This window comes from Ammoniphilus soli, assembly GCF_040813775.1.
Window position 1 is genome coordinate 581,372 of the sequence record NZ_JBEGDL010000001.1, and the last position, 23,234, is coordinate 604,605.

30 protein-coding genes, 1 tRNA gene and 1 pseudogene are annotated in these 23,234 nt (G+C 41.4%); 23 read left to right on the forward strand and 9 right to left on the reverse strand.

The features are described from left to right. Positions 1 to 48: 48 nt before the first annotated feature. Entirely contained in the window at positions 49 to 171 is a 123-nt protein-coding gene (locus tag ABLT31_RS03135; RefSeq protein ID WP_367748739.1) for a hypothetical protein, read from the reverse strand. A 260-nt stretch (positions 172 to 431) separates the two neighbouring features. On the opposite strand from ABLT31_RS03135, the gene ABLT31_RS03140 reads away from it, so the two are divergent. Then, positions 432 to 1,544, forward strand: a complete 1,113-nt coding sequence (locus ABLT31_RS03140) for an ATP-binding protein (protein ID WP_367748741.1) — start codon at positions 432 to 434, stop codon at positions 1,542 to 1,544. A 77-nt stretch (positions 1,545 to 1,621) separates the two neighbouring features. Here the strand turns inward: ABLT31_RS03140 and ABLT31_RS03145 are convergent, their stop codons facing one another. Then, entirely contained in the window at positions 1,622 to 1,909 is a 288-nt protein-coding gene (locus tag ABLT31_RS03145) for a hypothetical protein (protein ID WP_367748744.1), read from the reverse strand. Between the two features lie 137 nt (positions 1,910 to 2,046). Here ABLT31_RS03145 and ABLT31_RS03150 point away from each other — a divergent pair, with 137 nt between their 5' ends. The 8 genes from ABLT31_RS03150 to ABLT31_RS03185 all read left to right on the forward strand — a co-directional run bounded on the left by ABLT31_RS03150 (position 2,047) and on the right by ABLT31_RS03185 (position 7,423). Next, complete coding sequence (locus tag ABLT31_RS03150; protein ID WP_367748747.1) at positions 2,047 to 2,307, forward strand: hypothetical protein; 261 nt, start codon at positions 2,047 to 2,049, stop codon at positions 2,305 to 2,307. Between the two features lie 73 nt (positions 2,308 to 2,380). After that, positions 2,381 to 2,770, forward strand: a complete 390-nt coding sequence (locus ABLT31_RS03155) for a DUF1540 domain-containing protein (protein WP_367748750.1) — start codon at positions 2,381 to 2,383, stop codon at positions 2,768 to 2,770. Further along, a complete protein-coding gene (locus ABLT31_RS03160) occupies positions 2,767 to 3,024 on the forward strand; it encodes a hypothetical protein (protein ID WP_367748752.1) in 258 nt (85 codons plus the stop codon). The genes ABLT31_RS03155 and ABLT31_RS03160 overlap by 4 nt, the downstream gene beginning before the upstream one ends. 56 nt (positions 3,025 to 3,080) lie before the next feature. Then, positions 3,081 to 3,159: transfer RNA gene (locus tag ABLT31_RS03165), tRNA-Arg, on the forward strand. Between the two features lie 84 nt (positions 3,160 to 3,243). After that, positions 3,244 to 3,747, forward strand: coding sequence for a hypothetical protein (locus ABLT31_RS03170; protein WP_367748755.1), 504 nt, complete (start codon positions 3,244 to 3,246; stop codon positions 3,745 to 3,747). Positions 3,748 to 3,832: 85 nt separating this feature from the next. Next, positions 3,833 to 4,057, forward strand: coding sequence for a hypothetical protein (locus ABLT31_RS03175; RefSeq protein WP_367748757.1), 225 nt, complete (start codon positions 3,833 to 3,835; stop codon positions 4,055 to 4,057). Positions 4,058 to 4,332: 275 nt separating this feature from the next. Then, on the forward strand, positions 4,333 to 6,588 hold the full coding sequence (helD, locus tag ABLT31_RS03180) for an RNA polymerase recycling motor HelD (protein WP_367748760.1): 2,256 nt from the start codon (positions 4,333 to 4,335) through the stop codon (positions 6,586 to 6,588). A gap of 553 nt (positions 6,589 to 7,141) precedes the next feature. Beyond that, the gene (locus tag ABLT31_RS03185; RefSeq protein ID WP_367748762.1) at positions 7,142 to 7,423 is read left to right on the forward strand and encodes a hypothetical protein; all 282 of its coding nucleotides are present in this window, start codon (positions 7,142 to 7,144) and stop codon (positions 7,421 to 7,423) included. Positions 7,424 to 7,482: 59 nt separating this feature from the next. Here the strand turns inward: ABLT31_RS03185 and trhA are convergent, their stop codons facing one another. Further along, positions 7,483 to 8,130, reverse strand: a complete 648-nt coding sequence (gene trhA, locus ABLT31_RS03190) for a PAQR family membrane homeostasis protein TrhA (RefSeq protein WP_367749347.1) — start codon at positions 8,128 to 8,130, stop codon at positions 7,483 to 7,485. Between the two features lie 235 nt (positions 8,131 to 8,365). Between trhA and ABLT31_RS03195 the strand changes: the two genes are divergently transcribed. The 3 genes from ABLT31_RS03195 to ABLT31_RS03205 all read left to right on the forward strand — a co-directional run bounded on the left by ABLT31_RS03195 (position 8,366) and on the right by ABLT31_RS03205 (position 11,131). Continuing rightward, the gene (locus ABLT31_RS03195) at positions 8,366 to 8,818 is read left to right on the forward strand and encodes a hypothetical protein (RefSeq protein ID WP_367748765.1); all 453 of its coding nucleotides are present in this window, start codon (positions 8,366 to 8,368) and stop codon (positions 8,816 to 8,818) included. A 108-nt stretch (positions 8,819 to 8,926) separates the two neighbouring features. After that, positions 8,927 to 10,192, forward strand: coding sequence for a stalk domain-containing protein (locus ABLT31_RS03200; protein WP_367748768.1), 1,266 nt, complete (start codon positions 8,927 to 8,929; stop codon positions 10,190 to 10,192). A gap of 120 nt (positions 10,193 to 10,312) precedes the next feature. After that, entirely contained in the window at positions 10,313 to 11,131 is an 819-nt protein-coding gene (locus ABLT31_RS03205) for a squalene/phytoene synthase family protein (RefSeq protein WP_367748771.1), read from the forward strand. Between the two features lie 199 nt (positions 11,132 to 11,330). Here ABLT31_RS03205 and ABLT31_RS03210 read toward each other — a convergent pair whose 3' ends face one another. Continuing rightward, positions 11,331 to 11,540 carry a hypothetical protein gene (locus ABLT31_RS03210; RefSeq protein WP_367748774.1) on the reverse strand — a complete coding sequence of 70 codons (210 nt, stop codon included), beginning with the start codon at positions 11,538 to 11,540 and terminating at the stop codon, positions 11,331 to 11,333. Positions 11,541 to 11,773: 233 nt separating this feature from the next. Next, positions 11,774 to 12,253: a CarD family transcriptional regulator gene (locus tag ABLT31_RS03215; RefSeq protein ID WP_462976457.1), complete on the reverse strand. Its 480-nt coding sequence runs from the start codon at positions 12,251 to 12,253 to the stop codon at positions 11,774 to 11,776. 204 nt (positions 12,254 to 12,457) lie between these two features. Here ABLT31_RS03215 and ABLT31_RS03220 point away from each other — a divergent pair, with 204 nt between their 5' ends. Continuing rightward, positions 12,458 to 12,862, forward strand: coding sequence for a hypothetical protein (locus ABLT31_RS03220; RefSeq protein WP_367748778.1), 405 nt, complete (start codon positions 12,458 to 12,460; stop codon positions 12,860 to 12,862). An 81-nt stretch (positions 12,863 to 12,943) separates the two neighbouring features. After that, on the forward strand, positions 12,944 to 13,948 hold the full coding sequence (locus ABLT31_RS03225; protein ID WP_367748781.1) for a C40 family peptidase: 1,005 nt from the start codon (positions 12,944 to 12,946) through the stop codon (positions 13,946 to 13,948). Between the two features lie 240 nt (positions 13,949 to 14,188). On the opposite strand, the gene ABLT31_RS03230 is transcribed toward ABLT31_RS03225, so the two are convergent. Beyond that, positions 14,189 to 14,395, reverse strand: a complete 207-nt coding sequence (locus ABLT31_RS03230; RefSeq protein ID WP_367748785.1) for a hypothetical protein — start codon at positions 14,393 to 14,395, stop codon at positions 14,189 to 14,191. A gap of 198 nt (positions 14,396 to 14,593) precedes the next feature. Here ABLT31_RS03230 and ABLT31_RS03235 point away from each other — a divergent pair, with 198 nt between their 5' ends. Beyond that, on the forward strand, positions 14,594 to 14,941 hold the full coding sequence (locus tag ABLT31_RS03235) for a metal-sensitive transcriptional regulator (RefSeq protein WP_367748788.1): 348 nt from the start codon (positions 14,594 to 14,596) through the stop codon (positions 14,939 to 14,941). Positions 14,942 to 15,001: 60 nt separating this feature from the next. Here the strand turns inward: ABLT31_RS03235 and ABLT31_RS03240 are convergent, their stop codons facing one another. Next, complete coding sequence (locus ABLT31_RS03240; RefSeq protein WP_367748791.1) at positions 15,002 to 15,262, reverse strand: hypothetical protein; 261 nt, start codon at positions 15,260 to 15,262, stop codon at positions 15,002 to 15,004. Between the two features lie 220 nt (positions 15,263 to 15,482). On the opposite strand from ABLT31_RS03240, the gene ABLT31_RS03245 reads away from it, so the two are divergent. Next, on the forward strand, positions 15,483 to 15,785 hold the full coding sequence (locus ABLT31_RS03245) for a hypothetical protein (RefSeq protein WP_367748794.1): 303 nt from the start codon (positions 15,483 to 15,485) through the stop codon (positions 15,783 to 15,785). 38 nt (positions 15,786 to 15,823) lie between these two features. Next, positions 15,824 to 16,156 (forward strand): 3D domain-containing protein, encoded by a 333-nt coding sequence (locus ABLT31_RS03250; RefSeq protein WP_367749348.1) that lies wholly within the window; start codon positions 15,824 to 15,826, stop codon positions 16,154 to 16,156. 114 nt (positions 16,157 to 16,270) lie between these two features. Here the strand turns inward: ABLT31_RS03250 and ABLT31_RS03255 are convergent, their stop codons facing one another. After that, positions 16,271 to 16,633, reverse strand: a complete 363-nt coding sequence (locus ABLT31_RS03255) for a GerD family protein (RefSeq protein WP_367748796.1) — start codon at positions 16,631 to 16,633, stop codon at positions 16,271 to 16,273. 156 nt (positions 16,634 to 16,789) lie between these two features. Here ABLT31_RS03255 and ABLT31_RS03260 point away from each other — a divergent pair, with 156 nt between their 5' ends. The 5 genes and pseudogenes from ABLT31_RS03260 to ABLT31_RS03280 all read left to right on the forward strand — a co-directional run bounded on the left by ABLT31_RS03260 (position 16,790) and on the right by ABLT31_RS03280 (position 20,096). Further along, positions 16,790 to 16,909 (forward strand): YhfH family protein, encoded by a 120-nt coding sequence (locus tag ABLT31_RS03260; RefSeq protein ID WP_367748799.1) that lies wholly within the window; start codon positions 16,790 to 16,792, stop codon positions 16,907 to 16,909. Positions 16,910 to 17,204: 295 nt separating this feature from the next. Continuing rightward, positions 17,205 to 17,315, forward strand: a pseudogene (locus ABLT31_RS03265) (anti-repressor SinI family protein); the annotation flags it as partial. Between the two features lie 156 nt (positions 17,316 to 17,471). Further along, positions 17,472 to 17,726 (forward strand): DUF3243 domain-containing protein, encoded by a 255-nt coding sequence (locus ABLT31_RS03270; RefSeq protein WP_367748802.1) that lies wholly within the window; start codon positions 17,472 to 17,474, stop codon positions 17,724 to 17,726. Between the two features lie 322 nt (positions 17,727 to 18,048). Then, entirely contained in the window at positions 18,049 to 19,527 is a 1,479-nt protein-coding gene (locus tag ABLT31_RS03275; protein WP_367748805.1) for an alanine/glycine:cation symporter family protein, read from the forward strand. A gap of 134 nt (positions 19,528 to 19,661) precedes the next feature. Continuing rightward, entirely contained in the window at positions 19,662 to 20,096 is a 435-nt protein-coding gene (locus ABLT31_RS03280) for a Dps family protein (protein WP_367748808.1), read from the forward strand. Positions 20,097 to 20,419: 323 nt separating this feature from the next. On the opposite strand, the gene ABLT31_RS03285 is transcribed toward ABLT31_RS03280, so the two are convergent. Next, entirely contained in the window at positions 20,420 to 20,539 is a 120-nt protein-coding gene (locus ABLT31_RS03285; RefSeq protein ID WP_367748811.1) for a GapA-binding peptide SR1P, read from the reverse strand. Positions 20,540 to 20,716: 177 nt separating this feature from the next. Here ABLT31_RS03285 and helD (ABLT31_RS03290) point away from each other — a divergent pair, with 177 nt between their 5' ends. Next, a complete protein-coding gene (gene helD / locus ABLT31_RS03290; RefSeq protein WP_367748814.1) occupies positions 20,717 to 22,993 on the forward strand; it encodes an RNA polymerase recycling motor HelD in 2,277 nt (758 codons plus the stop codon). Positions 22,994 to 23,234 lie beyond the last annotated feature (241 nt).

Genomic DNA, 23,234 nt, shown 5'->3' on the forward strand with positions numbered 1-23,234 from the left:
CAAAAAGAGTGTAAAGAAACACCGAAGGCTTCCTTTACACTCTTTTTGTTATTCCATCTCCACATCATCCGAGTAAGTCACGGACATGTCATCCTGACATTCCCAGCACTCACTTCTGTTTCGTTCCATTGGGGCTAGCTCCTCTTCGCACCGTACACAGAAATCTCTCATACCGTAACCTCCTCTTATCTTTGAAATTGTGGGACGTGTTTTGTACCTCCGCGTTAAAACTTGTCCTAATATAATACTACATGATGTAATCAATTTTGTAAACGTTTTCTTTCAGGGAATTTACTATTCACGTTATTTTTGGAGCTTATTTACTAAATTACTCTATTTTTCTTAAACTATTTATCCTATTATAAGGAATAAGGAGAGGGAATATAGGGTTCCTGCACATTAACCCTATCCATTCTATTGGTGGTGATCGTATGGAAGAAGTCAACGCAAAAGAGAAACGCTACCGTATTCGGAAAGAAAAGCTCCGAAAGAGATCGATGAGACAGTCGGTTCAGGAGCAATGGGAGTCGCTTTTTCATCATAGTGCAGATGGTATTGCCGTCTTGGATTTGGAAGGCAGGGTACAAAGAATTAATCCTGCTTTTGAAAATATGTTTGGCTGGTCAGAAGAAGAATCCGTTGGGAAAAGGGGCATTATGATCCCTCATCAGCTAAAAGAAGAGGTGGAAAGGATTTTTTCCTCCGTTCGGCAAGGGCATGTAGTAAGCGGAATTGAAACAATCCGGCGACGCAGGGATGGAGAGATTATAGAAGTGAGCAATACCTATTCCCCGATTCGCGATGACCATGGCAGGGTAGTGGGGATATCTGCCATTTGTAGGAATATCAGCGATCGAAAAAGGACAGAAGAGCTTTTGCGGAGATCGGACAAGCTTTCCGTAATTGGGCAATTGGCTGCAGCTGTGGCTCATGAGATCCGGAATCCGCTCACCTCGATTAAAGGATTCATTCAGCTGTTCCGGAGTTCCATTGATGCAAAGTATGTTGAAATTATGCTTTCGGAATTAGAAAGAATAGAGTTCATCATCAGTGAGTTTTTGAGTTTGGCAAAACCGCAAGTAGCCAACTTCAAGCCCCATAATATCATGACTGTCATACAAAATACGCTAGCCATTGTGAATACGCAGGCATTAATGAACAAAATTCAAATCGAATTAACGGCAGACAACAACCTCCCTACCATTATTTGCGACGAATTCAAAGTAAAGCAAGTGCTGATAAATGTGCTGAAAAATGCAATGGAAGCTATGCCAGATGGAGGCCAGATTGAGGTGCATGTTTCGAAGAGACACGAATATCTCCATATACAAGTAATAGATCAAGGCTGTGGCATTCCTAAAAGCAGGCTTCATAAATTAGGGGAGCCTTTTTATTCCCATAAGGAAAAAGGAACAGGGTTAGGGCTAATGATTTGTTTTAAGATTGTAGAGGAACATCAAGGGAAAATAAACATTGATAGTGAAGAGGGAATCGGGACGACCGTGGATCTCTTTTTTCCGATTGGAGCGAATCATGCCCCATAGGTCAGCCAATCAAAAACAGGCCCTAAAGCCATAAAAGTCTCAGTTGAAATAGGCATTATCCCTATTGAAATAATGCCCTACTTCAGCTTATTTTTACGCACGGCATTTTCAGTCAGGATCGATAGAAGCCCACTCAGAAGAAAAGTACTAAAGAATAGAGAGAGGCGGCTAGGAGTGAGTTCAAAGTTTAAATTCCATTGTAATGAAATTCCGTGCTTCTGGGTGAAGGCATGAAAAAATAGCCAAGCGAGAAGAAGAAAGAGAAAAAGATACATGTAGGTTGTAGAAACCCAATTGCCGATTTTATAAACAATAATTTTCTTTTCTGCTTTTTTAAACTGATGTCTTTCTTTGCGGGTTGTCATTCGCATCGCCCCCCTAAATGAAGTCCTCTATCTAATCCTATTATACAATAGGACATATATTTGCATAGTTCGACAGCTTATTTTTTTGTTAAAATAGAATCGTATGTATGCGGATACGAAACAGGAGGTGGAAAGAAATGAGAGACTATTTAAAAGCTGATCTGGCTATGCTTGAGCATTTGCTGGATTGGAATGATAAAAGAGGGAGAAAACTAGATATCGAAGTGCGAAAAGTTAGGCAACAGTGGATCGTTTCGTTTTACGGCAGTGCTGAACAAGAGAATTCTTCATTAATTGCCCAGTTTACCGGAGATTCTGATCAGGTACTGAATCGATGGGCGAAGAGCATTGTGCGACGCTATGAGAGAAGAAAGCAGCATGGGATGTCCCATTCATAAATAGTTGAAACTGTTTTACATAAATTTCTTCCATCACGGGTAAACTCCATAACAGTGAAATGGAGGAGATGGAATGAAACCTTCTGTAAAATGTCTGGTGAACACTTGTACTCATTATCTATATGGAGATCGTTGCGGGGCCGGAAACATTGATATTATGCATGAGCAAGAAACTCAAATGTCTGAGATGGTTGAGGAAACCATGTGCAAAACGTTTTCCCACGCCCGCAACATTCTGAGTTATGTGAGTTCTGCGGATAATGTCAATTGGACAGGATCTGTCATGGGTATATTGAATCCTGAATATGAAGTGTCTCCTACCATTTCTTGTACTGTAGCTTCATGCAAGTATTGGGGAGAAGGAGCCATCTGCATTGCTGAATGCATTGAAGTGACGGGCCAAAATAGCAATGAATGCCAAGATACAAATTGCAAGACGTTTGTTAGGAGGGAAGAAAGTTGAATTACAAGATCAAAGTGAAGGAAGTGGATGAGGAAACGAAATATCCTCTTATCGTCCTCTCCGGATTGACTGGACTAAGCCAAAAAACGATCCAAGAGTTGGCCCAGCAGGGAAATTTTCCGTTGTACCATGAAGGTGACCAGACGGTTATTAAAGGGCAGGACTTCCTGAATTGGGCACAATCAGTTGATAATTGCATTGAAGTTGAAAAAACAGATTATCAATTGATGGATGTACAGGATGAACACTTATAAATGCTTGACAAGCAATATAAATATGAAGTATGATAATCTACACAAGTCAAATGCGAGCGCTCGTAGCTCAGCTGGATAGAGCGGCGGTTTCCGGTACCGCGTCTGCCGGGGGTTCGAATCCCTCCGAGCGCGCCATACATATTAGCATACAAGAGGATTGCCTTTTATATGGGTGATCTTTTTTTTATAGCAATTTTTAATTAAGGTGGGTGGATAGATATGGATTGCCGCTACAGAGAGGTATCACCCGTCTGTGTAGGCAAACACAGAGAATTGAGGCCCGAGGAAGCTACAAAGGAACATCTGATTCCGCGCTATCTGATGAGAGATCCTAAGTTTAAAGCGAAATGGGGCATTACGTTTCTTCCCTCGGAAGAACCCAATGTGGATATCTCTTGCCATAAATGTAATCACCTGAAAAATCATATGGCTGATGTGCCTTTTGTGTGGAAGCTCAACTATTTGAATAAATATGGGGTTATCCTAAAATCTAAACGCTCGATTGAGCGAACGATTCGATTTCAACAGGGGATGGATTTATCCAAGAAAGAGAAGGAATTAGCCTTGCAGTGCATCCAGCGGGGAAACTTTGAATGGGTCAAACAGCAAGTAGCTCAGTTTCTATTTCATCACACGACAGTCGTCATGGAAGAGGGAGTGATTGTCGAGTTTTTACAGTCACGAAAGAAAGTTCCTCGAAAAAAGAAGAAAGAAAGTTTATGACAAAGTTGTGAAAGCGCTTTAATATCTCGAGTGATTTTGGTATTATATAAACATAAGTATATCTGTAGATAGTGGGGGTTAGATCATGATAACTGCAGCGAAGAATGAACTAGAGCTCTATCGAAAGATGTTAGAGGACAGATTGGAAGAATCAAAAGAATTGGCAAAGAGATATGAGAATGATCCGTTCTATTATGGGCTTCATGAGGGAAGAAAATTTGCTTACCGGAAGGTGCTTAAGGACCTTGAGGATCTTGGCACCATGCTCAAGGAGCATATGCCGCTTATAGTTAGGGAGAAAGAGTCCTAGGAATCCAGCAATTTGATGTATGACGTCAAACTGCTTTTTTTTTTGTGAAAAAATATCGTAATTTTACTTTGTTGAAGAAAAAAGGTACCATGAACAGAGCCGACCTGATAGCAATGGACGGCTCTGTTTTGTTTTTTTGCCTGTTTTTTCGACTTCTTAAATAATTTGGGCTGGACGAGGAAAACTTGTAGCATCTGGAGTAATTACCTAAAAACTCCCATTCAACAAAAATAAGGGGAGTGGCCAAAGATATAATAAAGGGGGAGGCAAAACGAATGTCTATCCAAGAAGTGGACTGGAATTTTGAACGAAACAGACTAGAACGGGTTAAAGCCGATATAAAACATGAAATCAAGCGTTTAGAAGGAATCGTAGAGCACCGTGGCTCAGAGGTTTTAGACATTCGTCAGAATTTCTGGGACGAAATAACAGTTAACTTGGCCAATTATGATGATGTGGCAGAAACAGCCGCCAGCATTACCCAGCAGCAGGCTGTACTTACACAACAAGAACGCAGCTTTCGTCATGCGGAACAAACCCTTTATAAGCTTCTTAAACTGCAGGGAGCCCCTTACTTCGCAAGGATAGACTTCGCTGAGAAAGGGGGAGATAAACCAGAACAGGTCTATATTGGTATAGGTTCTGTCGTTGATGAGGAAACTCATGAACTTCTTATTTATGATTGGCGTGCTCCGATATCAGGCATGTTTTACGACTATACGCCAGGTCCTGCGAGATATCAAACGCCGGACGGAGAAATTGAAGGAGAGATGGTTTTAAAAAGGCAATACATCATCAAAAAAGGCCAATTGGAAGATATGTTTGACACGGGAATCAATATTGGCGATGAGATGCTGCAGGTCATGCTGGCTAAAAGCGCTCATGAAAAAATGAGCAGCATCGTAATGACAATTCAGCAAGAACAAAATCAAATTATAAGGGATGATCAGCATCCTGTCCTTATTGTACAGGGGGCTGCAGGGAGCGGGAAGACCTCTGTTGCTCTGCAGCGAGTTGCTTATCTTCTATATAAGTACCGTCACTCTCTAAACGCAGACCAAATGCTGCTTTTTTCGCCTAACTCTATTTTTAATGATTACGTATCTAATGTCTTGCCTGAACTTGGAGAGGCAAACATGCTCCAGACCACCTTCCAAGACCACCTGGACCGGGGATTCGACGAACACTGGGAGGTGGAGGATGCCTACGATCAACTGGAATATTTGCTTGCGGGTTCCGTTGATGAGAAAGACTACCAGGCACGTGTGAGAGGGATTGAATGGAAAACTTCGATGCCTTTTATGAGATTATTGGATCAGTATATTGAACACTTAAAGCATAGAGACATCATATTTGAAGACTTTAGCTTCAAAGACAAAGTGTTAGTGAGCAAGGACGACCTGGCGGAATGGTTTTACAATGAATTCGGGCATGACGATTCGATCAGCAATCGGTTAGATAAAGTCAAGGAAAAGGTGCTGTCCGAGCTTGATAAAATGGAGCAGCGCATCACTCGCAATTTATTCAAACGGATGGTGAAGAATCCTAAGTACCTTGGCTCAGATAGGGAAATGAGGGAGGATAGCCACAGGAAAGCTAAAAAAGCATTGGCTCCCCTCCGGGACAGGGCAAAGAGGTTAGCGTTTGTCGACATTATGGGAATGTATACCCGCTTTATAGGAAATTCTGAGTGGATCGAACGATTCGGTGAAAAAAAAGAGGCAGGATTTGAAAAAATGGGTAGGTTAACTATTGAAAAATTAGCCAGTAAAGTGGTTCCTTATGAGGATGCGACACCTATCATATATTTTCAGTCGGCCTTTAAGGGCTTCCATGCATTGAACCGCATCAAACAGGTAATCATCGACGAGGCTCAAGACTATTCCCCTTTTCAATTGGAATATATTCACCGATTATTTCCACGTGCTCGATTTACATTATTGGGTGACTTAAACCAAGGAATCTATTCCGCTAATGTTCAAAGCTATGATCGGATAGGCCAGCTGTTCGGAGAAGAGGATATCAAAGTAACCCGATTGACCAAGAGCTATCGATCAACAAGTGAGATTATAGAATTCACCAAAAAGATCTTAAAAGATCCAGAACCGGTAGAGCCGATAGGGCGTCATGGCGAAGAGCCATTGATGATTCATATAGAGCAAAAGGAACAGCTGGCTTCGAATGTGGCAGAAGGAATCCGCATTCTTCTCCGGAAAGGTGCGCAATCCGTTGCTGTCATCTGCAAAACAGCGCAAGAATCAGCCGAAGCTTTTGAGAGACTGCGATCGGAAATCGACAGCGAATTGCATCTTTTCACAAAGAAGAGCCGTTCTTTCTTCAGTGGGGTGGTCGTTGTACCCGCTTATTTGGCAAAAGGATTAGAATTTGACGGCGTAATTGTAATGAATGCTAGTCATGAGGTTTATGGACGGGAAAGTGAAAGGAAACTTTTGTATACCGCTTGTACACGAGCCCTGCACTATTTGCATGTATACTACACAGGTGAGGTAACACCGTTAATTGAAGGCTAATCATTCTGAAGTAGAACAGGGTGCTCCAAAGCTGGAGTACCCTGTTTTTTTATCGAAGTTTCCATTTCTTGTTTAATATGTTGTGCTTCCTTGTATCCTTCATATAAAATAAAGAATAGGGTAGGAAAAAGAATCAACGAAACGAGCAGGTAAAAGATATTCCTCTGTAGCGAATGCGAAGAATTGCCTAAAGAGATCCATTTTTTGATTGGACTGATTTCAAGCAATAAACCAGCAATAAGGGCGTTGAACAGGCCGTTTACGCAATGCTTGGCACAATCACAAGACTGAAGGTTGTATTCATTTCTAAGATGTAGTTGTAAAATAACCAAGTTAAGGGGATTCCCATCGTGAACCCAAACAGACCATCCCAGAAAAGGAGATTGCGATTTGGTTGAAAAATTATCTGAATATTATGCATTTGTTACATTTTAACTAGTTTTTTTATCAGTGAGTCTATTGTACTAGTATGGACTTACCTTTAGCAACATAAAATCTTTTGTTTGCTGCCAAATGGAATTTTGTGCAAATTTAAAGGAATTGGAGGAATAGGATGTTTACATTGAGAGGCATGGCTGGGGGAAGAGTGGCTCAAATGACTTGGCATAATGATGGATCTGTGACAGGCGATTCTTTTTTGGTGGATCTAATCAGATTTAAAGCTCAAAGATTAGAAGGACAACAGGTAGGTTTCCCTGAGGGTCCATTCACCGAAACGAACCATTTATTGAGCCCTTTAAGCGTCTTATATTTGGCTTCTCAGTATTATGATTACATCATGGAGAGCAGTGGGGATCTTCCTAGGCAGCTAAACAATGGGATTGTTGCAGAATAATATACGTACAAAAAAAGACACGGAGCTTAAGCTTCTGTGTCTTTTGTCTTTCGATCTTTTTAGCGAATAGGCAATACGTAAAAGAAAATGGTAAAAAAGTGAAACACACTTCCTCCAACTACAAAGAGATGCCATACAGCATGATGATAAGGGAAAAGTCGCCACATATAAAAAATGGTCCCTAGCGTGTAGAGCAATCCTCCGGTTACAAGCATAATCAGCCCGTTTGTAGCAAGGCTAGATATGACGGGATCAAAGGCAAAAACAATCATCCACCCCATCATGAGGTATATGATGGTGGAAAGAAATATAAAGCGTTTGGTGAAGAACACTTTAAAAATAATCCCGAACAAGGCAATGCTCCAAACCACGCTTAATAATGTAATGCCAAGTGTGCCTTTCACTACAACCAAAAGAATAGGTGTGTAGCTGCCGGCAATAAATACATAAATCGAAGCATGGTCCATGATCTCTAGTATGTCTTTGGCCTTGCCTTCCTGTAGGCTATGGAGAAGGGTTGAGCTTAAGTACAGCAGCAACATGCTAGCTCCATAGATGGTAAAGCTGACGACGTGGGCTGTCGTTCCTTCTTTAGCGGAATAGACGATGAGCAGAACTAGGGCTGCGATGCTAAAGAGAACTCCGACCCCATGTGTAATGGCATTCGCAATTTCTTCTCGTCTTGAATAGGTATGTGAACCCACGATTGTCACCTCATTTCTTTCGAATCACCAATTAGGATTTACCGAAACAAACTTATTTTATGTGAAAAAGTTCAAATTGGGTACTTCATGATTATCTCATAAGTTGCCTAAAAAGATAAGACTAACCTTCAAAGTAGATCTTTATCGAATCTTGTCGGAATCTTTAATGAAAAGAGGACGTTTTTTTCCTGATCTTGTAAACAATAAGTGTATCAAATTGCGAAAGGAACGATGAAGGGTGAAAATCTCCCGAGCCCAGATCGCTCTTTTATGGTCACTGACTTTTCCGGGATTTGGACAGATCTATAATCGACAAGTGTTGAAAGGATTCACCTTTATCTTGTTGGAATTCATTGTTAATTGGCTCGGCGGGGTTAACCGTGCTATTTTGTATAGCTTCCATGGCGAGTTTTCCTTGGCAAGTCAGACAGCTAATTGGGATTGGCTGTTATTTTATCCTTGTATTTACATTTTTGGGGCAGGTGAAGCTTTTTACCAAGCTTATTACCAGGAAACAGGAAACAGTGCAAAAAAACTGCTCTTCCCTTTTATCTTGGCAGCCATGACAGGGACGATAGGAACCATTTATGGTTATCGTTGGGGATTAGGTCCTATTTTTAACGGCTTGATCGGGATGGTTTTGGGGGCGCTGATTGGACGATTTATATCAAAAAGTTTAATTGTTGATTAATATGGAGGTCGTTCCTTTTTTTAGCTACTTTTTTTCATTGGGATTGCAGTAACCATTGGCTTCCTTATCCGTCTAACCTAAGTGAATACTTTGTTAGAGGAGAGGGAAATGAAAAAGTTTTTTTTAACCTGCATGTGTGCACTCATGGTTTTCATTGGTCAAGGGACTCAATATGTTCAAGCTCAGTCTCCAGTCATTTCTGTCTATGTTGACGGGCTAAAGGTCGATTTTGACGTAGATCCTGTCATACAAAATGGCCGTACCCTTGTTCCTTTTCGCGCTATTGCCGAAGCTTTGGGAGTGGATGTGAGCTGGGATGCTTCTAGCCAAACCGTAAAGGCCGTTCACCAAGAAAAATCGATCGCTTTACAGATAGGAAATGCTACAGCTATGGTAAATGAAAGTCAGGTTCGACTGGAAGCAAATCCAATCATCCAACAAGGAAGAACGATGATTCCGCTGCGCTTTTTTAGTGAAAACCTATCGGCCGAGGTGAAGTGGGAGGAGACGACTAGAACCGTTCGAATTTCTTCCCCTCCGTCAGACATGAATGTTATGGCATTCTATGCGCTTGGAGATCGGGATACAAGCAGTTGGACGAACTTGTTTGGAGCTGAATATCCTAATCGCGAAACGGGATACACGGATATTGTGGACGAATTAGGGCTTGGCTGGTACTCACTGGATGCAGGAGGAACCCTTGTGAAAAATAGTCCGTCGGGTTGGAAGCAACCAGAGGGCTGGGAATCTGTTCTAGAGGCGGCAAGGGAATCTCGGATGGGGACGGACATGGTCGTTCATTTACCTGATCGCAGCCCAACAATGATGTCGATTCTAGGGGATGAGAAGTCCACCCAACAAGCGATCGATAACATCTTAGAGGAAGCGAAAGAGTACTTTAGCGGGATCAATTTGGATATTGAGGGATTGGGTTATAATGAAACACCAGAGCAATTACTCGAAACCAAAAGTCGATTTAACCATTTTGTCCGCAGGCTTTCTGAACAAGCCAGACAGCAAGGCCTGTCCATTACATTAACCCTTCACCCGCCTAATAGCGTTTATAAAGGCTATGATTATTCAACGCTGGGTGAAATAGCGGATGCAATTGTCATTATGGCTTACGATTATCATCAAGATAGAGCGAGATTACCTGAGCCTCTGCACAAAGTCACGGAGGCCGTTTCCATGGCGTTAGAAAACGTTCCTGCAGAAAAGCTCGTATTGGGGATTTCCGCTTACCAGGAAAATGAACAATCTATCGTTGAAAAGATCGGTGTCGCCAAAAGGTATAAGCTGCGCGGGATCGCCTTATGGAGATTAGGGTTAATTACGGATAAGCATGGTGAAGCCCTTCGTCAGGCCATTCAATAAACCAAGATGGATTGAAATTGTCGTATGATGTAAACCTACCTTTGGATTCAACGAGGATCTATGCTATAATGCAAGGAATTATAATAGGGGAAGTTGCATATATGCTAAGGGGGTTTACATATGAGTGAAATTCTAAATCTGCATAAAGAGGCAATGGATATGTTACTATCCACAAGCCGCACTTTTTTTATACCTATAAGTCACTTATCGCCAGGACTTCAAGAAGCTGTCGCTTCCGCTTACTTATGTATGAGAGCGATTGATGAGATTGAAGACCACCCCCAATTATCTTCAGATATCAAAGTGCATCTATTAAGAGAAACGGCAAAGATTCTCCAAAGGCCATTTAGCAAAAATGAATTTACAGAACTTTTCAGACCCTACCAATCCCAACTTCCGGAAGTGACGTTACGGCTGGGAGACTGGGCAAAATATGCCCCTGATTCGATTGCGCCGAAAGTTTTCAAGTCTACTGCAACAATGGCAGACGGAATGGCCGCCTGGGTATCTAAGGAATGGAAAATTAAAGACAAAGCAGACTTAGATGACTATACTTTTTATGTTGCAGGACTCGTGGGATTATTACTATCGGAAATTTGGATGTGGTATGATCAGACGGACACCGACCGGGAATTAGCCGTCGCATTTGGCCGCGGATTGCAGGCGGTAAATATTGTTAGGAATCGTGTAGAGGATAAGACGCGAGGTGTAGATTTTTTTCCGGAGGGCTGGGGGTTAGAAGAAATGATTGCTTATGCTAGGAACAATTTGAATCTGGCCAATGTTTACACCGAAAGTCTTAAAGCCGGCCCGATTCTTCTTTTCTGCAAAATTCCATTGGTTCTTGCACACGGGACGTTGGATGCGATTGAAGCGGGAGAAGCAAAGCTAAGCCGTGAAGCGGTGGTGCAGCTTGTAAGTCAGGTATCTGGAGAATAAGCTGGATGATCAGGTGACCCTAAGCAATTTTTCGGGTCACCTTTTATTTGGGCTCATGAATATTACAGAGAAAAAGAAAGAAGACTTGCTGTTTCAGCAAGTCTTTAGTGATATTTATAAAGGGGGTTACTTGATAAACTAATCATACATCCATAATATTACAGGTTTGTTACAAGGACATTACGTTTTTGTAATTTCGTTAAACTCCCGTGCGTCTGCGCTGATTATTGGCTTTTTTTGTTTGCTGGCTTCGCATCTTCTGGTTGGACTGAGCGAAATTCGTGTTATTCCTGCCTTGGGATTGCTGTTGCTTTTTGTTAGATAGCTTTTGCTGGATAGCTTCCTGCAGGCTTATCTTTTTTCTTTGAGGCGCGTTGCTTTCCTGTTCTTGATTGGAAATTTCGGACATGAGATGAATCTCCTTTATTATAAGAATAACAGTATTATAATACATTGATGGGTTCAAAATACACCTGAAAATGATATATTCTGCAGATATTCGAGATGAGAAGCAAAAAGGGATGCAACCAGTCTGTTCAAGATGGAGCATCCCTTTTGCTACTTTGTATAAAAGAATGGTGACAAAAGAAAAAAGACTCCAGCTTATGAAGTCTAGATCTCTATAACAGAGTAGGGAATGGCTTAGACATTGATGACCTGATTAATTAGATTAGCCGCCTGTTCTTCGGCAATCCCTTTAACCAGCACCACTTCACTGATTAAAATCTGGCGAGCGTTATCCAGCATCACTTTGTCCCCGGTTGCAAGCTTTTTGCTTTTCTCCAGATACATCAGGTCACGGATTACTTCCGCTCCTTCATAGATATCGCCGCTCTTCATCTTGGTCATGTTAATTCGGTGTCTCTGCATGGGATTGGAAACTGGCTCAAGATCACCGTCATTAATCTTCTTGAGGACATTCTCTAGAATGTCGGAATCGACCACTTGACGCAATCCGAGGTCAGATGTCTTGGATTTAGGAATCATGACCTGCATATTCTTCAATGGCATATTCAGAATATAGTACAGTTGTCTTTCTCCAAGAATTTCCTTCTCCTCAATAGCCTCAATCACGCCTGCTCCATGCATAGGATAAACAACTTTATCGCCGATTTGAAACAACCGAAACACCCCCTCATAGAGTCAACCCATTAAGTATAGCATAAATTTGTGAAATTATCAAAAATAAAATATTATCATAACAAAATAAAGCATGTCAATTGGTTTGGATTTAAAATTTTTGTGTAACATTACTGCCTCATAGCCGTATTACTTAATAAAACAATTTGTAGGTTTGGATAAAGAAAAAAGGACAGGTGAAACGATATGATTAATGGAAAAACCCTTCTGCTATCATCCATGTTTTTTTCTTTTGCCCTCAGCGGTTGTTCTTATCAGGGGCAAGAAATTCTTTCTGATCAAGAGGTTGAAGTAGTCAAGCAAGCAGGCAAACAATTGGGGGAGCTGGCGGGTGATGTTGCACAGAAAATCACCGAAGATCAAGAACTCCAGCAAGCCCTTATGGACACAGCTAAAGTTAGCGCTGCGGCAGCTGCTCGTTTTCTGGAGCAAGCGATGCAGGATCCTCAAATCCGAGAGGCAGCGAACCAGCTTGGAGATCAAGTTGTTCAAGAAGTGATCCAACAGGTGGTTCAGGAAAATGGCGGAAGCATGAATGATGCAGTAGTTGGCTTAATCGCTCAGGAGCTGGAACGCCGAATGGGTCAGTAATTTGCGACATAACCCGCTACTTCCTTTCGAATATTCTATTAACGGCTTGTCCGTATATTGGAAGAAAGGAAGGGTGTGCGCGTGAGGAGAAAGCTGATTTTGATGGGCTTTATTTTAAGTATACTGGGCATGGGGGTAGTTCATGGCGATAATGGGAGTCAATCGGAAGTCCAGGTTAACGTGAATGGAAATGCGGTGCAATTTCCTGACGCGAAACCTTTTATCAATCATACGAACCGAACCTTGGTCCCTGTCCGTTTTGTATCGGAACATCTCGGATATGAAACGGTTTGGTCGAATCAGACTCGAAGCATTAAGCTGAAAAAAGGCAACCAAAGTTTATATTTTCGTATAGGGCAGTATGAATCTGTCGTAATTGATTCGCGGACCTATGTTCCCCTTCGGTATGTTGCGGAAGCTTTTGATGCGGAGGTTCATTGGAATGAAAAGGATCGGGTGGCTACCGTTCTGACGGAGAATGTCGTTTCCGAGCCAACGGCTCCTGTCGATGAACCGGAAATTCCTGAAGTACCGGAGGAGAAGCTTCTGCCCGCCAAACCGAGCGTGATGGGATGGGAAAGGAAAGCCGATGATGTGATTGCCTTGGCGGAAACCTTTTATGGCGTAGATTATGTATATGGGGCAAAAGCGGGAAGGACGGATGTTTTCGATTGTTCTTCACTTACCCAATATGTTTTCTGGAAAAATGGCATAAAGCTGAAACGAGCATCTCGTCCCCAATTTCTACATGATGGTGATAAAGTCCTAACGAGGGAGGAACTCCGCAAAGGGGATCTCGTTTTTTTCTCAACCGCAGGAACGGCTAAAAAATACCCTCTTGATGATTATCAGAGAAATGGGCATGTAGGTATTGTCAAAGAGGTAAAAAAGAATGGTGAAATTGTATTTATTCACACCTACCAAAAAGGGATCGGTGTAACGGATTCGAAAATGAGGGCGAATCAGGAAAAAGGCTGGTGGAATCGTCATTTTCTTTATGGGAAGCGGGTCATTGCTGACGATGGGTCCGAAGCTTCCGATGTGGAGGTCAAAAAAGAAGATATTAAACGATACATAAAACTATAGAAGGACTCTGCTCCTTCTTTTTTTATTTGAGTGCGGCATTAGTCGGGATCTCTTGGTTTGGTGACATTCTCCATGGATGGCAAGTGGCGGGAATGGCGCTTATCTTGATGTCCATACTGCTTATACAAAGTAAATCCGGGAAATCAAATCATCAGTACAGGGTGGAAACAGGACAAGAGAAGTTCGAAGATAGGGGGGGAATTATGCGAAGGGGAGGGATGGCTCCCTCTTCCAAAACCATTACCCCTCTTTTGACTCTGCAGTTTCTTTTTTCGGTATCGGTTTATTCCGTAAAATCGGCTTTCCATCTTTCATTGGGATAATGAGCTTTCCTTTGCTAAGCTTACTGACGATTTTTCCTCGTTTGGCTGCCTTTTTAATGCTTTCTCGTTGTTTTTTTAGCTTTTTTAGTTTTTCTCTTCTTTTTTTATCCGCGTTGTCTGCCATAGTACCCTCCTTACAGAGCTGGTTAGGTATAGTATAAACAAAAGGTTTTAAATGTAAAAGGATAACAGGAAAACTACAAGTTTTTCTTGTGTTGTCCCAATCATGCAACGTAGCTATAAATTCCACCTATCTCAAAAAAGAAAAAAACTTGAGTACCGTAGAGGGGTATAGTAAAATATAGAAAAGGAGGTTGGTTCCATGGTGGAAAATCAAGACGGTGTAATCTTGAATCAGAAGGAAGCCGAAATCTGCTGTACTGAGGATGGAGATAGGAAGAGCCATCACTCGGATAAAGTGAAGTCCAATCTGACAACCCGGCTCAACCGTATAGAGGGACAGATTCGCGGCGTAAAAGGTATGATTGAAAAGGACGCATACTGTGATGATGTCCTTAACCAAATTGCAGCTATCCAGTCTGCTCTCAATAGTGTAGGAAAGTTACTGCTAGAAGGACACATGAAGAGCTGCGTTATAGAAAGGATCCAGGACGGAGATCACGAAGTTATAGATGAATTATTAAAAACGATGAATAAACTAATGAAATGAGTAATAAAAGAGGAAAGAAAGGGTATCTCATCACGACTGAGATACCCTGTTAATTTTGTCTTATACTAGACGATCGTGTATGTGCTGGTCAAATTCGTCGATGCCTTCCATAAATTTTCCTAATTCCAATGCCTTATTCCAAGTTAAATCTTCCCTTAGTCGAACATTCCCTACCTGGTGGAGAATACGGCAGTCCAGTCCCATGGACTCCAATCCCTCTTTTAGCTGCAAGGCAATACTCGGGTGCCAGGTTTTAGCCATATCCACCCAACCATCGTTATCTTGATTTGATACAGATAAGATCCAGTTCATATCATTCATCATGATCCCTCCTCGAATTTATTATGTCCATAGGTTATAGAGCAAACTCAATTCGACAGAGTGTACTTTTGTTTTCGATCATTTCATTCAAATTTTACGGAATTTTACAAAATTAGTGAAGAAACGCACCCTGTAATCGACACTCTTTTTATAGACAAGTTGGTAAAATCTGTAGTAGCTTTTCCAAAACAATGTCTAAGAGTTCAGCAGGAGGGTAGCAATGGAGAAACGTGTCGTTTGGTTTGCCTTGATCAGTGTGGTTGTGCTTTTAGTAGGAATTGGATCGCTTTCATACAGCATGCACCAAGAACAAGCTCAACGTCTTGATACGCTGCAGAAACAATTTCAGGAAAAGGACCAGCACATTGATCGATTATCAACAGAAATCGATAAAAATAAAAAACAGATTGAAAATTATAAGGAGGAAATCAAAGGTCATCTAACACAAATAACGGAACTGAAAAAGCAGGTTGAAGTTCAGAAAAAAACAATCCAAGAGGTGAAGAACCAAGTAAATTTTTAGCAAGCCGAGCAAGTAAAGGAGGGAATCACTCCCAATTGATGGCTCGCTCGGCAAGAAAGGAAGGCCCATGGATGAATTTTACGGCCACTTGGTATACACCAGCCGGTGGGGTCGGAAATGGGTTAACTACCGCAAGTGGACTAAAAGTTTCGGAGCAAGTAATAGCCGTTGATCCGTCAGTTATTCCATTAGGAAGTGTAATCGAGGTCAAATATCCTGACGGTCGGATAGAACGGAAACTGGCTGCCGATACGGGCGGTGCAGTAAAAGGGCAGAAAATTGATATTTTTTGCTGGGAGCGTAAGGAGGCTCTGCAAAATGGCAGACAAAAGATCCAAGTGCGGATCGTCGGTCATACTCCCATCGGCTAAGACTGGTTTACCGAATATGATTTTCATTATAGACGAAATGAAATGGTAACCCCTTACAATCTATAAACAAAAGTCCTTCTTACCCAAATTAGGGAAGAAGGACTTTTTCCTATTTTACCATCTTAGCTCTCTGATCATTTCACGTATACCTATCGAACGGATAACCTCTACTACTACCTGTTTCATCTCTGTACTTTTCATTACCTGAACCATGGATTTTTGCATTTCCGGTGTTTTCATCAAATCAATAATGACTTGCTGCATTTCAGGGCTAGATAACACTTGAGCCAGTTGTCTGCGCATTTCAGGAGTAGACATAACCTGAATAAGAGCTTGCTGGACTTCGGGGGCTTTCATTAGCTCAGCAACTTGCTTTGAAGAAAGCTGAACTGGGACTTGAGCAGATAAATTACTCCAGGCATTGCAACCGGTTAATGTTATGGAAAAGAGTAAGAGAATAAATAATAGGATTCGCATATGGAGATCTCCTTCTCGAAGTATTCCTTATATAACTTTTCCATCCACGTTTCAATTATTTAAGATAAAAAAATTGTACAATAACACATTGACATATTCAATCTGTTATAATACAATGAATAACAAGAAGACTATATTAACAGGAGGAATGCAATAATGAAAATGGAAAAGAACCGTATTCAAAAGGAATGTCAGCAATGTGGTGAACAATTTGAAGAAAAGGCTCAATCACCGATTTATGAATGTACCCGCTGTTACGGCAAGCATCATGAATAAGAAATAGAGGGTGACAACTTGAATAATGAAGCTTTCTTTTGAAGTGTCCTGCCTATCCTTTAAGGAGTATGCAGGACATTTTTTGTTCTTTAAATTGATATCGCAAGTTGTCTAAAAAAAAGGCTAATTGCAGCGCGAATTATGACAAAATTCTAACAAATACTGTGATACATTAATACTATAAATACATGGACAAAATCTAGTGCAAAAATTACAGAATAAATTTACCAGGGAACTGTGATCTATATTTAGCGAGGAGATGAATAATGAAATGGGCTAGGCATTAGACCAAGAATGGGTAGAGTTAATCTTATTGGCAAAAGAGATGGGTCTGACAATTGAGGAAGTTCGGGATTTTCTTCAGGCATCTGAGCAATCGCTGGAGAGTGGAAAAATAGCCATATGAAGCATCTGCTATTCTCCCCTGGCTTCAAGTATAGATAGGCCAAAAATCATTACATAGGAAGGCTTTTTTGTATTGAATACTTTTTCGTCCAACGGACAAAATAACATCGACACATGCGCTCCCTCCCGGAAGAAAAATTTAAGGAGGTTTTATACAATGTCTGTATTAGATAACTTTAACGATTGGAAATCCTTCTTAAATGAGCGTATTGATCAAGCTCAAAACGCTGGAATGAACGATGCGACTATTTCCAACATTGCCTATCAGATGGCTGACTATCTTGCAGATAAGGTAGAGCCAAAAAATGATGAAGAGCGCCTTCTGAAGGAGCTTTGGGAAAGTGCAAACCCTGACCAGCAAAAGACACTTGCTTCGGTCCTTGTACAGTACATGGATCGCAAGCCAATGTAGTGAAACAGAAGCTTATAGGCTTCTGGGAAAGTTTGTTCATCATTACAGCAAAAAATTAAAACTTTCCCTCCAGAAGAAAAACCCCCAAAATTGGGGGTTTTTCATTTGCATTGGATTAGGATCGCTTTCCAGTGTCATTTAGCTAAATTAATTGTATAATGAGTAGATCTTTTTATTTTGAGGTATTTAGGATAAAAGATCCACCGTTATATTGATTTATTCCTGAATATGGAAAAAAATATATGACTGGACAAAAACTTTGTTCAAGTGTATAAATATTTTATAATTATAAAAAAAAAAGAAAATTTTAGGGGGTACTTAAATGGAATCATTTGTGAATTGGATGAATGGTTTGATTTGGAGTCAAGGGTTGATTTATCTCTGCCTTGGAACCGGATTGTTTTACACAATTGCGACCCGCTTTATTCAATTTCGTCACTTCAAGGAAATGATAAAGCTTATGTTTGAAGGCAAGAGTTCTGAGGCAGGGGTGTCCTCCTTCCAAGCTCTTTCTCTTGCTTTATCGGGAAGAGTAGGAACAGGGAATATAGCCGGTGTTGCTACAGCGATTGCCTATGGTGGACCGGGTGCTATTTTTTGGATGTGGCTAATTGCCTTTTTAGGCTCTGGTTCTGCATTTGTAGAAGCTGCTTTAGGACAATTATATAAAACCAAGCAAGATGGGCAGTTTCGCGGCGGACCTGCTTATTACATTGAAAAAGGCTTGAAAATAAAGTGGTACGCTGTATTGTTTGCAATTGTTACGGTTATCGCAACTGGATTATTATTGCCAGGCGTTCAGGCAAACAGCATTGCAGCTGGTTTGGAAAATGCATTCGGAATGAACACTTCCCTTACAGGAGTTTTATTAGTAGCTTTCCTTGCTGCCATCATCTTTGGGGGAGTAAAGCGGATTGCCGGGGTAGCTCAAGTAGTTGTTCCATTTATGGCCTTGGGATACATTCTTGTAGCACTTATTATTGTTGCAGTTAATATCGAAAAATTACCTAGCGTACTTGCTCTTATCTTCTCTAGTGCATTTGGGACAGATGCTGCCTTTGGCGGAATTCTTGGTGCGGCGATTTCTTGGGGAGTAAAACGAGGGATCTATTCCAATGAAGCGGGGCAAGGTACGGCTCCCCATGCAGCGGCTGCAGCCGAGGTTTCGCATCCGGCCAAGCAAGGGTTGGTTCAAGCATTTTCCATCTATATTGATACGCTCTTTGTTTGTTCGGCTACAGCATTTATGATTCTCATTACGGGTATGTACAATGTAAAGCCTGATGGCATGGATCCCATTGTCAATAATCTTGGGGATATTAGTCCAGGGCCTATGTATACGCAGCAAGCAGTTGAATCGGTCTTACCTGGATTTGGTGCTCCTTTTGTCGCTGTTGCCCTTTTGTTCTTCGCGTTTACAACGATTATGGCTTATTACTATATGGCAGAAACCAATCTGGCCTATCTTAACCGAAAAGTCAAGCGAGTATGGTCCGAATACGCATTGAAAATCGGAATACTGCTTGTCGTATTCTATGGAAGCATCAAAACAGCTGAACTTGCATGGGGGTTAGGGGATATCGGCGTAGGAAGTATGGCCTGGTTGAACATTATTGCGATTCTGCTCCTTACAAAGCCTGCATTAAAGGTGCTTAAAGATTACGAACAGCAGAAAAAGGAAGGGAAAGACCCTGTTTTTGATCCAGTGAAGGCAGGAATCACCGATGCGGAATTCTGGGAAAAGGAATATAAGCATCACGAAGTGACCATTAGCAAATCAGGTAACTCTATCTCTTCTTAAATAGAAACGGGTATTGAAGTGTCCCAGGTATGGGGCACTTTTTTCTTTGCGTTCGGAATCCCTCTATAACCAGGTTAATCCATTATTTTTTGGACAACCTAATCTATGGACAAGAACAAAGGAGGTCCAGTTTCATGAATTTAACGGAAATGATGAACAAACAAATTGCCAATTGGTCAGTCATGTTTATTAAACTGCACAATTATCATTGGTATGTCACTGGAGAGCAATTCTTCACATTGCACGCCAAGTTTGAGGAGTTTTATAATGAGGGTGCTGTCCATATTGACGAATTGGCAGAACGCTTGCTTGCCATAGGCGGTAAGCCAGTTGCAACCATGACAGGATGTCTTGAATTGGCTTCCGTACAGGAAGCGAAAGGAAATGAGTCCGCAACGGAAATGGTTCAGTCTACGGTTAATGATTTTACACAAATGCTTTCTGAACTGAAGCATGGTATGGAAATTGCTGAATCTGTCGGGGATGAAACAACAGGTGATATGTTCCTAGCTATTTTTTCCAGCTTGGAAAAGCATGTTTGGATGTTGAATTCGTACTTAGGCAGGTAAAAGCTACATAGTATAATAAAAGAACGCTACCTTAAGTTAGAGGTAGCGTTTTTGCGTCTTTAGCGATCGCTTTTTATTAACTTATGATAATGCGTGCTGCCCACCCAAAGAAAGCAAGGGTTGGAATAACGCAAATGAGGGTGATTTCCCATAAGCGCGGAATGTCTTTTTCCATAGTGAGCACCTCCTGCTTGTCTTTAAGTAGTATGCCCAAAGGAAAATAACTGTCAACGGAACATAATGGTATAATAGGGCAAAGATCACAAGGGGTCTTTGCCTTTATCGTTAGCTTACTTAATGCCCAAAAGAAAAAGCAAGCCCATTTAGGCTTGCTTGTGGCTTTGTTCTTTACAGCAGGAGCACTTCACATATAAAGTACTAACCTTTTCGTCTTGCATGAAATCAACCGTTGCATCACATTCTTGGCAAACTAGGATAGTCATTTTGATCCAGCTCCTTAATTAGTATCATTTATTCACGGTTTAGTATGTCATATTTATATTATAAGTGGCTTTTATTATGATGAGAAGACTGCATTTTTTGTCTTTGTTGGTCAAATTTCGTCCCGCTACAAGGGTGATGATGCTCCAATTTCAAAAAAAAGGGAGGTTAGATGCCTGATGATACATAAACATCCGGACTACCAAGACGAACTGCAACGGCTGGATGAAACAAAAGAATATATTCGCCAGGTTCTCAGTCTATCCGGGGAAAATATCGGGGTTCTTAAAGCCAATATTCAGCTGGCAATGACAGAGCTTGACCCAACTGACAGCAGCCAAAGCTATATTAATATTTTAACCAATGCGAAATTCCTCGAGATGGTTGAGCGAGATGTGCATAGCCTTCATCGGATCCAAAAAAAGCCTTATTTTTGCCGGATCGACTTTAAGCCGGAAGATAGCGAAAAGACCGAAAAGCTCTATATCGGGAAAACTTCGCTGTATCGGATGGAGGATCATGAACCTGTGATCGTGGATTGGCGTTCTCCTATTGCAAATGTATATTATGAAGGGCGTCCAGGAGAGGTAACCTACCAGACAGAAATAGGGGAAGCAAAAGGGGAGTTGTTCCTTAAACGGCAATATATGATCGAAGAAGGAAAACTGGAGGATTTCCGGGACATAGATATTACGACGAGGGATGAATTGCTTCAGGATTCATTGGGCAGCAATGCCGATAAGCGACTGAAGGATATCGTATCAACGATCCAGGCAGAGCAAAATCAGGTGATTCGTGCCGAAATGAATCGCCCCCTGATTGTCCAAGGAGTAGCAGGGAGCGGAAAGACAACCATCGCCTTACATCGTATCGCTTATTTTATCTATACCTACGCGGATCGTTTTGAACCGGAGCAATTTATGATCCTTGCACCCAACCGATTGTTTATTCATTACATTTCCGAAGTTCTTCCTGAACTTGGTGTAGAAAACGTAAAGCAAACAACTTGGATAGACTTCGCGGGTGATGTGATAGGGAAAAAATATAAGCTGGCCGAAGACAGGAAGCTCATCTTGTTTATTGGGGGGCGACATGAACTCTTGCAATGGGCTTCAGCATTCAAAGGGTCCATGGAATACAAAGGCATTATCGAAGCCTACATTCAAGATATAAAAGCTAATTTTTTGCCCAATAAAGACTTGAAAATAGGTAAGCATATCATTTATTCGAGAGAGGACATGGACCGCCTATTTTTTCATGATTATGCCTATATGCCGATTTACAAACGGCTAGACCAGATGAAGAAAATCTTCGCTAACCATCTTAAGACCAAGAAAAAGGATATCCAGAAATCAATTAAGAATTTTTATGACAAACAAATTGATCGCTGCTTTGAGAAGATGACGGATTTGGAGAAACGGAGGGAAACCGTTGTCTCCCTAATGGATAGCAAGGAAGCCAAACTATTGGAGTTGGAAGAGAAAAGCAAATCCTTAATTAGAAATTACATCGCTCAAATTCCTAAATACGATTTGTTTGACTGCTATAAACATTTACTCACAAAGATAAAGCATTACGCTCCATCTATGGCAGACAAGCAAGCAGAATTTCTTAGCCACTACAGCCTGCAATTATTAGAACAGAAAAAATATGAAATGGAAGATATGGCTGCGCTGCTTTTTCTCAAGCATCAACTGTTTGGGTGGGATGAGGTGCATAAAGTTAAAAACATCGTGATTGATGAAGCGCAGGATTTTAGCCTGTTTCAGCTCTATGCGCTAAAGGCTGGACTTCATACTGAACTATTTACCATTCTCGGCGACTTGTCCCAAGGTATCCATGGATACCGGGGCATAAATGACTGGGAAGATGTCCGCAAAGCGGTTTTTTCCAGTGGAAATTGCCAATTCAAAATACTTAAGCAAAGCTACCGCACGACGATCGAAATTATGGAATTAGCCAACCAGATCATCAAGCAGTCCTCTAATCCTGGTCTCATATTAGCCGAACCTGTTGTCCGGCACGGTGCGAAGCCTCAAGTAAAAGAAACTCAAGATTATCAACAACTGGCACAATATCTATCCTTCCAAATCGAGCGATTAAAAGGTGAAGGCTTTGAGTCTATGGCGATTATTGGGAAAACCCAAGAAGAATGCCATAGTATCTTCCGCCATTTGAAAAAGGAATCGAGTTTCAATATAAAGCTTTTGCTTGGAGACGACGATATGACACGGACAGATGCAGTGATTGTACCTTGTCATACCGTAAAAGGGCTGGAGTTTGATGTGGTGTTCATTGCTTCTATCGAATATCCATATACTCGGGAAGAATTAGATTTGAAGCTTTTATATGTAGCGATGACAAGACCGTTACATCAGCTTTTCATATGTAGGCGCAGCGGCAATCTTCCTCTTATAGAAAGCGTGGGTCTTCAATACTATGACGTGATCGAATAAATACGCAAAACAGGCCTGCAGGGATCCTGCAGGCCTGTATATTACCATCAAGAGTTTGGTGAACAAGACCCAAACCTTTTTCCAATTCATGAAAGCCCTACCTCTCTTCCATCCTTACGGCTCCGATGACCGATCCAGGGGAATAACGTAAAACACCTTGAGTTATAGCCAGGAAAATAACCAGACGGGTTCTAGCGAGGATTTATAGGGTTTTGTTACATGTAGATTAAAGTGAAGTCGG

What these genes read in the sequence shown, in the direction of transcription:
- ABLT31_RS03135 (WP_367748739.1), bottom strand. Translation starts at nt 171, where the DNA reads ATGAGAGATTTCTGTGTACGGTGCGAAGAGGAGCTAGCCCCAATGGAA.
- ABLT31_RS03250 (WP_367749348.1), top strand. Translation starts at nt 15,824, where the DNA reads ATGGCTCGCTCGGCAAGAAAGGAAGGCCCATGGATGAATTTTACGGCC.
- ABLT31_RS03285 (WP_367748811.1), bottom strand. Translation starts at nt 20,539, where the DNA reads ATGACTATCCTAGTTTGCCAAGAATGTGATGCAACGGTTGATTTCATG.
- ABLT31_RS03235 (WP_367748788.1), top strand. Translation starts at nt 14,594, where the DNA reads ATGGTGGAAAATCAAGACGGTGTAATCTTGAATCAGAAGGAAGCCGAA.
- ABLT31_RS03240 (WP_367748791.1), bottom strand. Translation starts at nt 15,262, where the DNA reads ATGAATGATATGAACTGGATCTTATCTGTATCAAATCAAGATAACGAT.
- ABLT31_RS03220 (WP_367748778.1), top strand. Translation starts at nt 12,458, where the DNA reads ATGATTAATGGAAAAACCCTTCTGCTATCATCCATGTTTTTTTCTTTT.
- ABLT31_RS03145 (WP_367748744.1), bottom strand. Translation starts at nt 1,909, where the DNA reads ATGACAACCCGCAAAGAAAGACATCAGTTTAAAAAAGCAGAAAAGAAA.
- ABLT31_RS03140 (WP_367748741.1), top strand. Translation starts at nt 432, where the DNA reads ATGGAAGAAGTCAACGCAAAAGAGAAACGCTACCGTATTCGGAAAGAA.
- ABLT31_RS03245 (WP_367748794.1), top strand. Translation starts at nt 15,483, where the DNA reads ATGGAGAAACGTGTCGTTTGGTTTGCCTTGATCAGTGTGGTTGTGCTT.
- ABLT31_RS03210 (WP_367748774.1), bottom strand. Translation starts at nt 11,540, where the DNA reads ATGTCCGAAATTTCCAATCAAGAACAGGAAAGCAACGCGCCTCAAAGA.
- helD (WP_367748814.1), top strand. Translation starts at nt 20,717, where the DNA reads ATGATACATAAACATCCGGACTACCAAGACGAACTGCAACGGCTGGAT.
- ABLT31_RS03155 (WP_367748750.1), top strand. Translation starts at nt 2,381, where the DNA reads ATGAAACCTTCTGTAAAATGTCTGGTGAACACTTGTACTCATTATCTA.
- ABLT31_RS03175 (WP_367748757.1), top strand. Translation starts at nt 3,833, where the DNA reads ATGATAACTGCAGCGAAGAATGAACTAGAGCTCTATCGAAAGATGTTA.
- ABLT31_RS03200 (WP_367748768.1), top strand. Translation starts at nt 8,927, where the DNA reads ATGAAAAAGTTTTTTTTAACCTGCATGTGTGCACTCATGGTTTTCATT.
- ABLT31_RS03185 (WP_367748762.1), top strand. Translation starts at nt 7,142, where the DNA reads ATGTTTACATTGAGAGGCATGGCTGGGGGAAGAGTGGCTCAAATGACT.
- helD (WP_367748760.1), top strand. Translation starts at nt 4,333, where the DNA reads ATGTCTATCCAAGAAGTGGACTGGAATTTTGAACGAAACAGACTAGAA.
- ABLT31_RS03280 (WP_367748808.1), top strand. Translation starts at nt 19,662, where the DNA reads ATGAATTTAACGGAAATGATGAACAAACAAATTGCCAATTGGTCAGTC.
- ABLT31_RS03170 (WP_367748755.1), top strand. Translation starts at nt 3,244, where the DNA reads ATGGATTGCCGCTACAGAGAGGTATCACCCGTCTGTGTAGGCAAACAC.
- ABLT31_RS03230 (WP_367748785.1), bottom strand. Translation starts at nt 14,395, where the DNA reads ATGGCAGACAACGCGGATAAAAAAAGAAGAGAAAAACTAAAAAAGCTA.
- ABLT31_RS03260 (WP_367748799.1), top strand. Translation starts at nt 16,790, where the DNA reads ATGAAAATGGAAAAGAACCGTATTCAAAAGGAATGTCAGCAATGTGGT.
- ABLT31_RS03270 (WP_367748802.1), top strand. Translation starts at nt 17,472, where the DNA reads ATGTCTGTATTAGATAACTTTAACGATTGGAAATCCTTCTTAAATGAG.
- ABLT31_RS03150 (WP_367748747.1), top strand. Translation starts at nt 2,047, where the DNA reads ATGAGAGACTATTTAAAAGCTGATCTGGCTATGCTTGAGCATTTGCTG.
- ABLT31_RS03255 (WP_367748796.1), bottom strand. Translation starts at nt 16,633, where the DNA reads ATGCGAATCCTATTATTTATTCTCTTACTCTTTTCCATAACATTAACC.
- ABLT31_RS03205 (WP_367748771.1), top strand. Translation starts at nt 10,313, where the DNA reads ATGAGTGAAATTCTAAATCTGCATAAAGAGGCAATGGATATGTTACTA.
- ABLT31_RS03275 (WP_367748805.1), top strand. Translation starts at nt 18,049, where the DNA reads ATGGAATCATTTGTGAATTGGATGAATGGTTTGATTTGGAGTCAAGGG.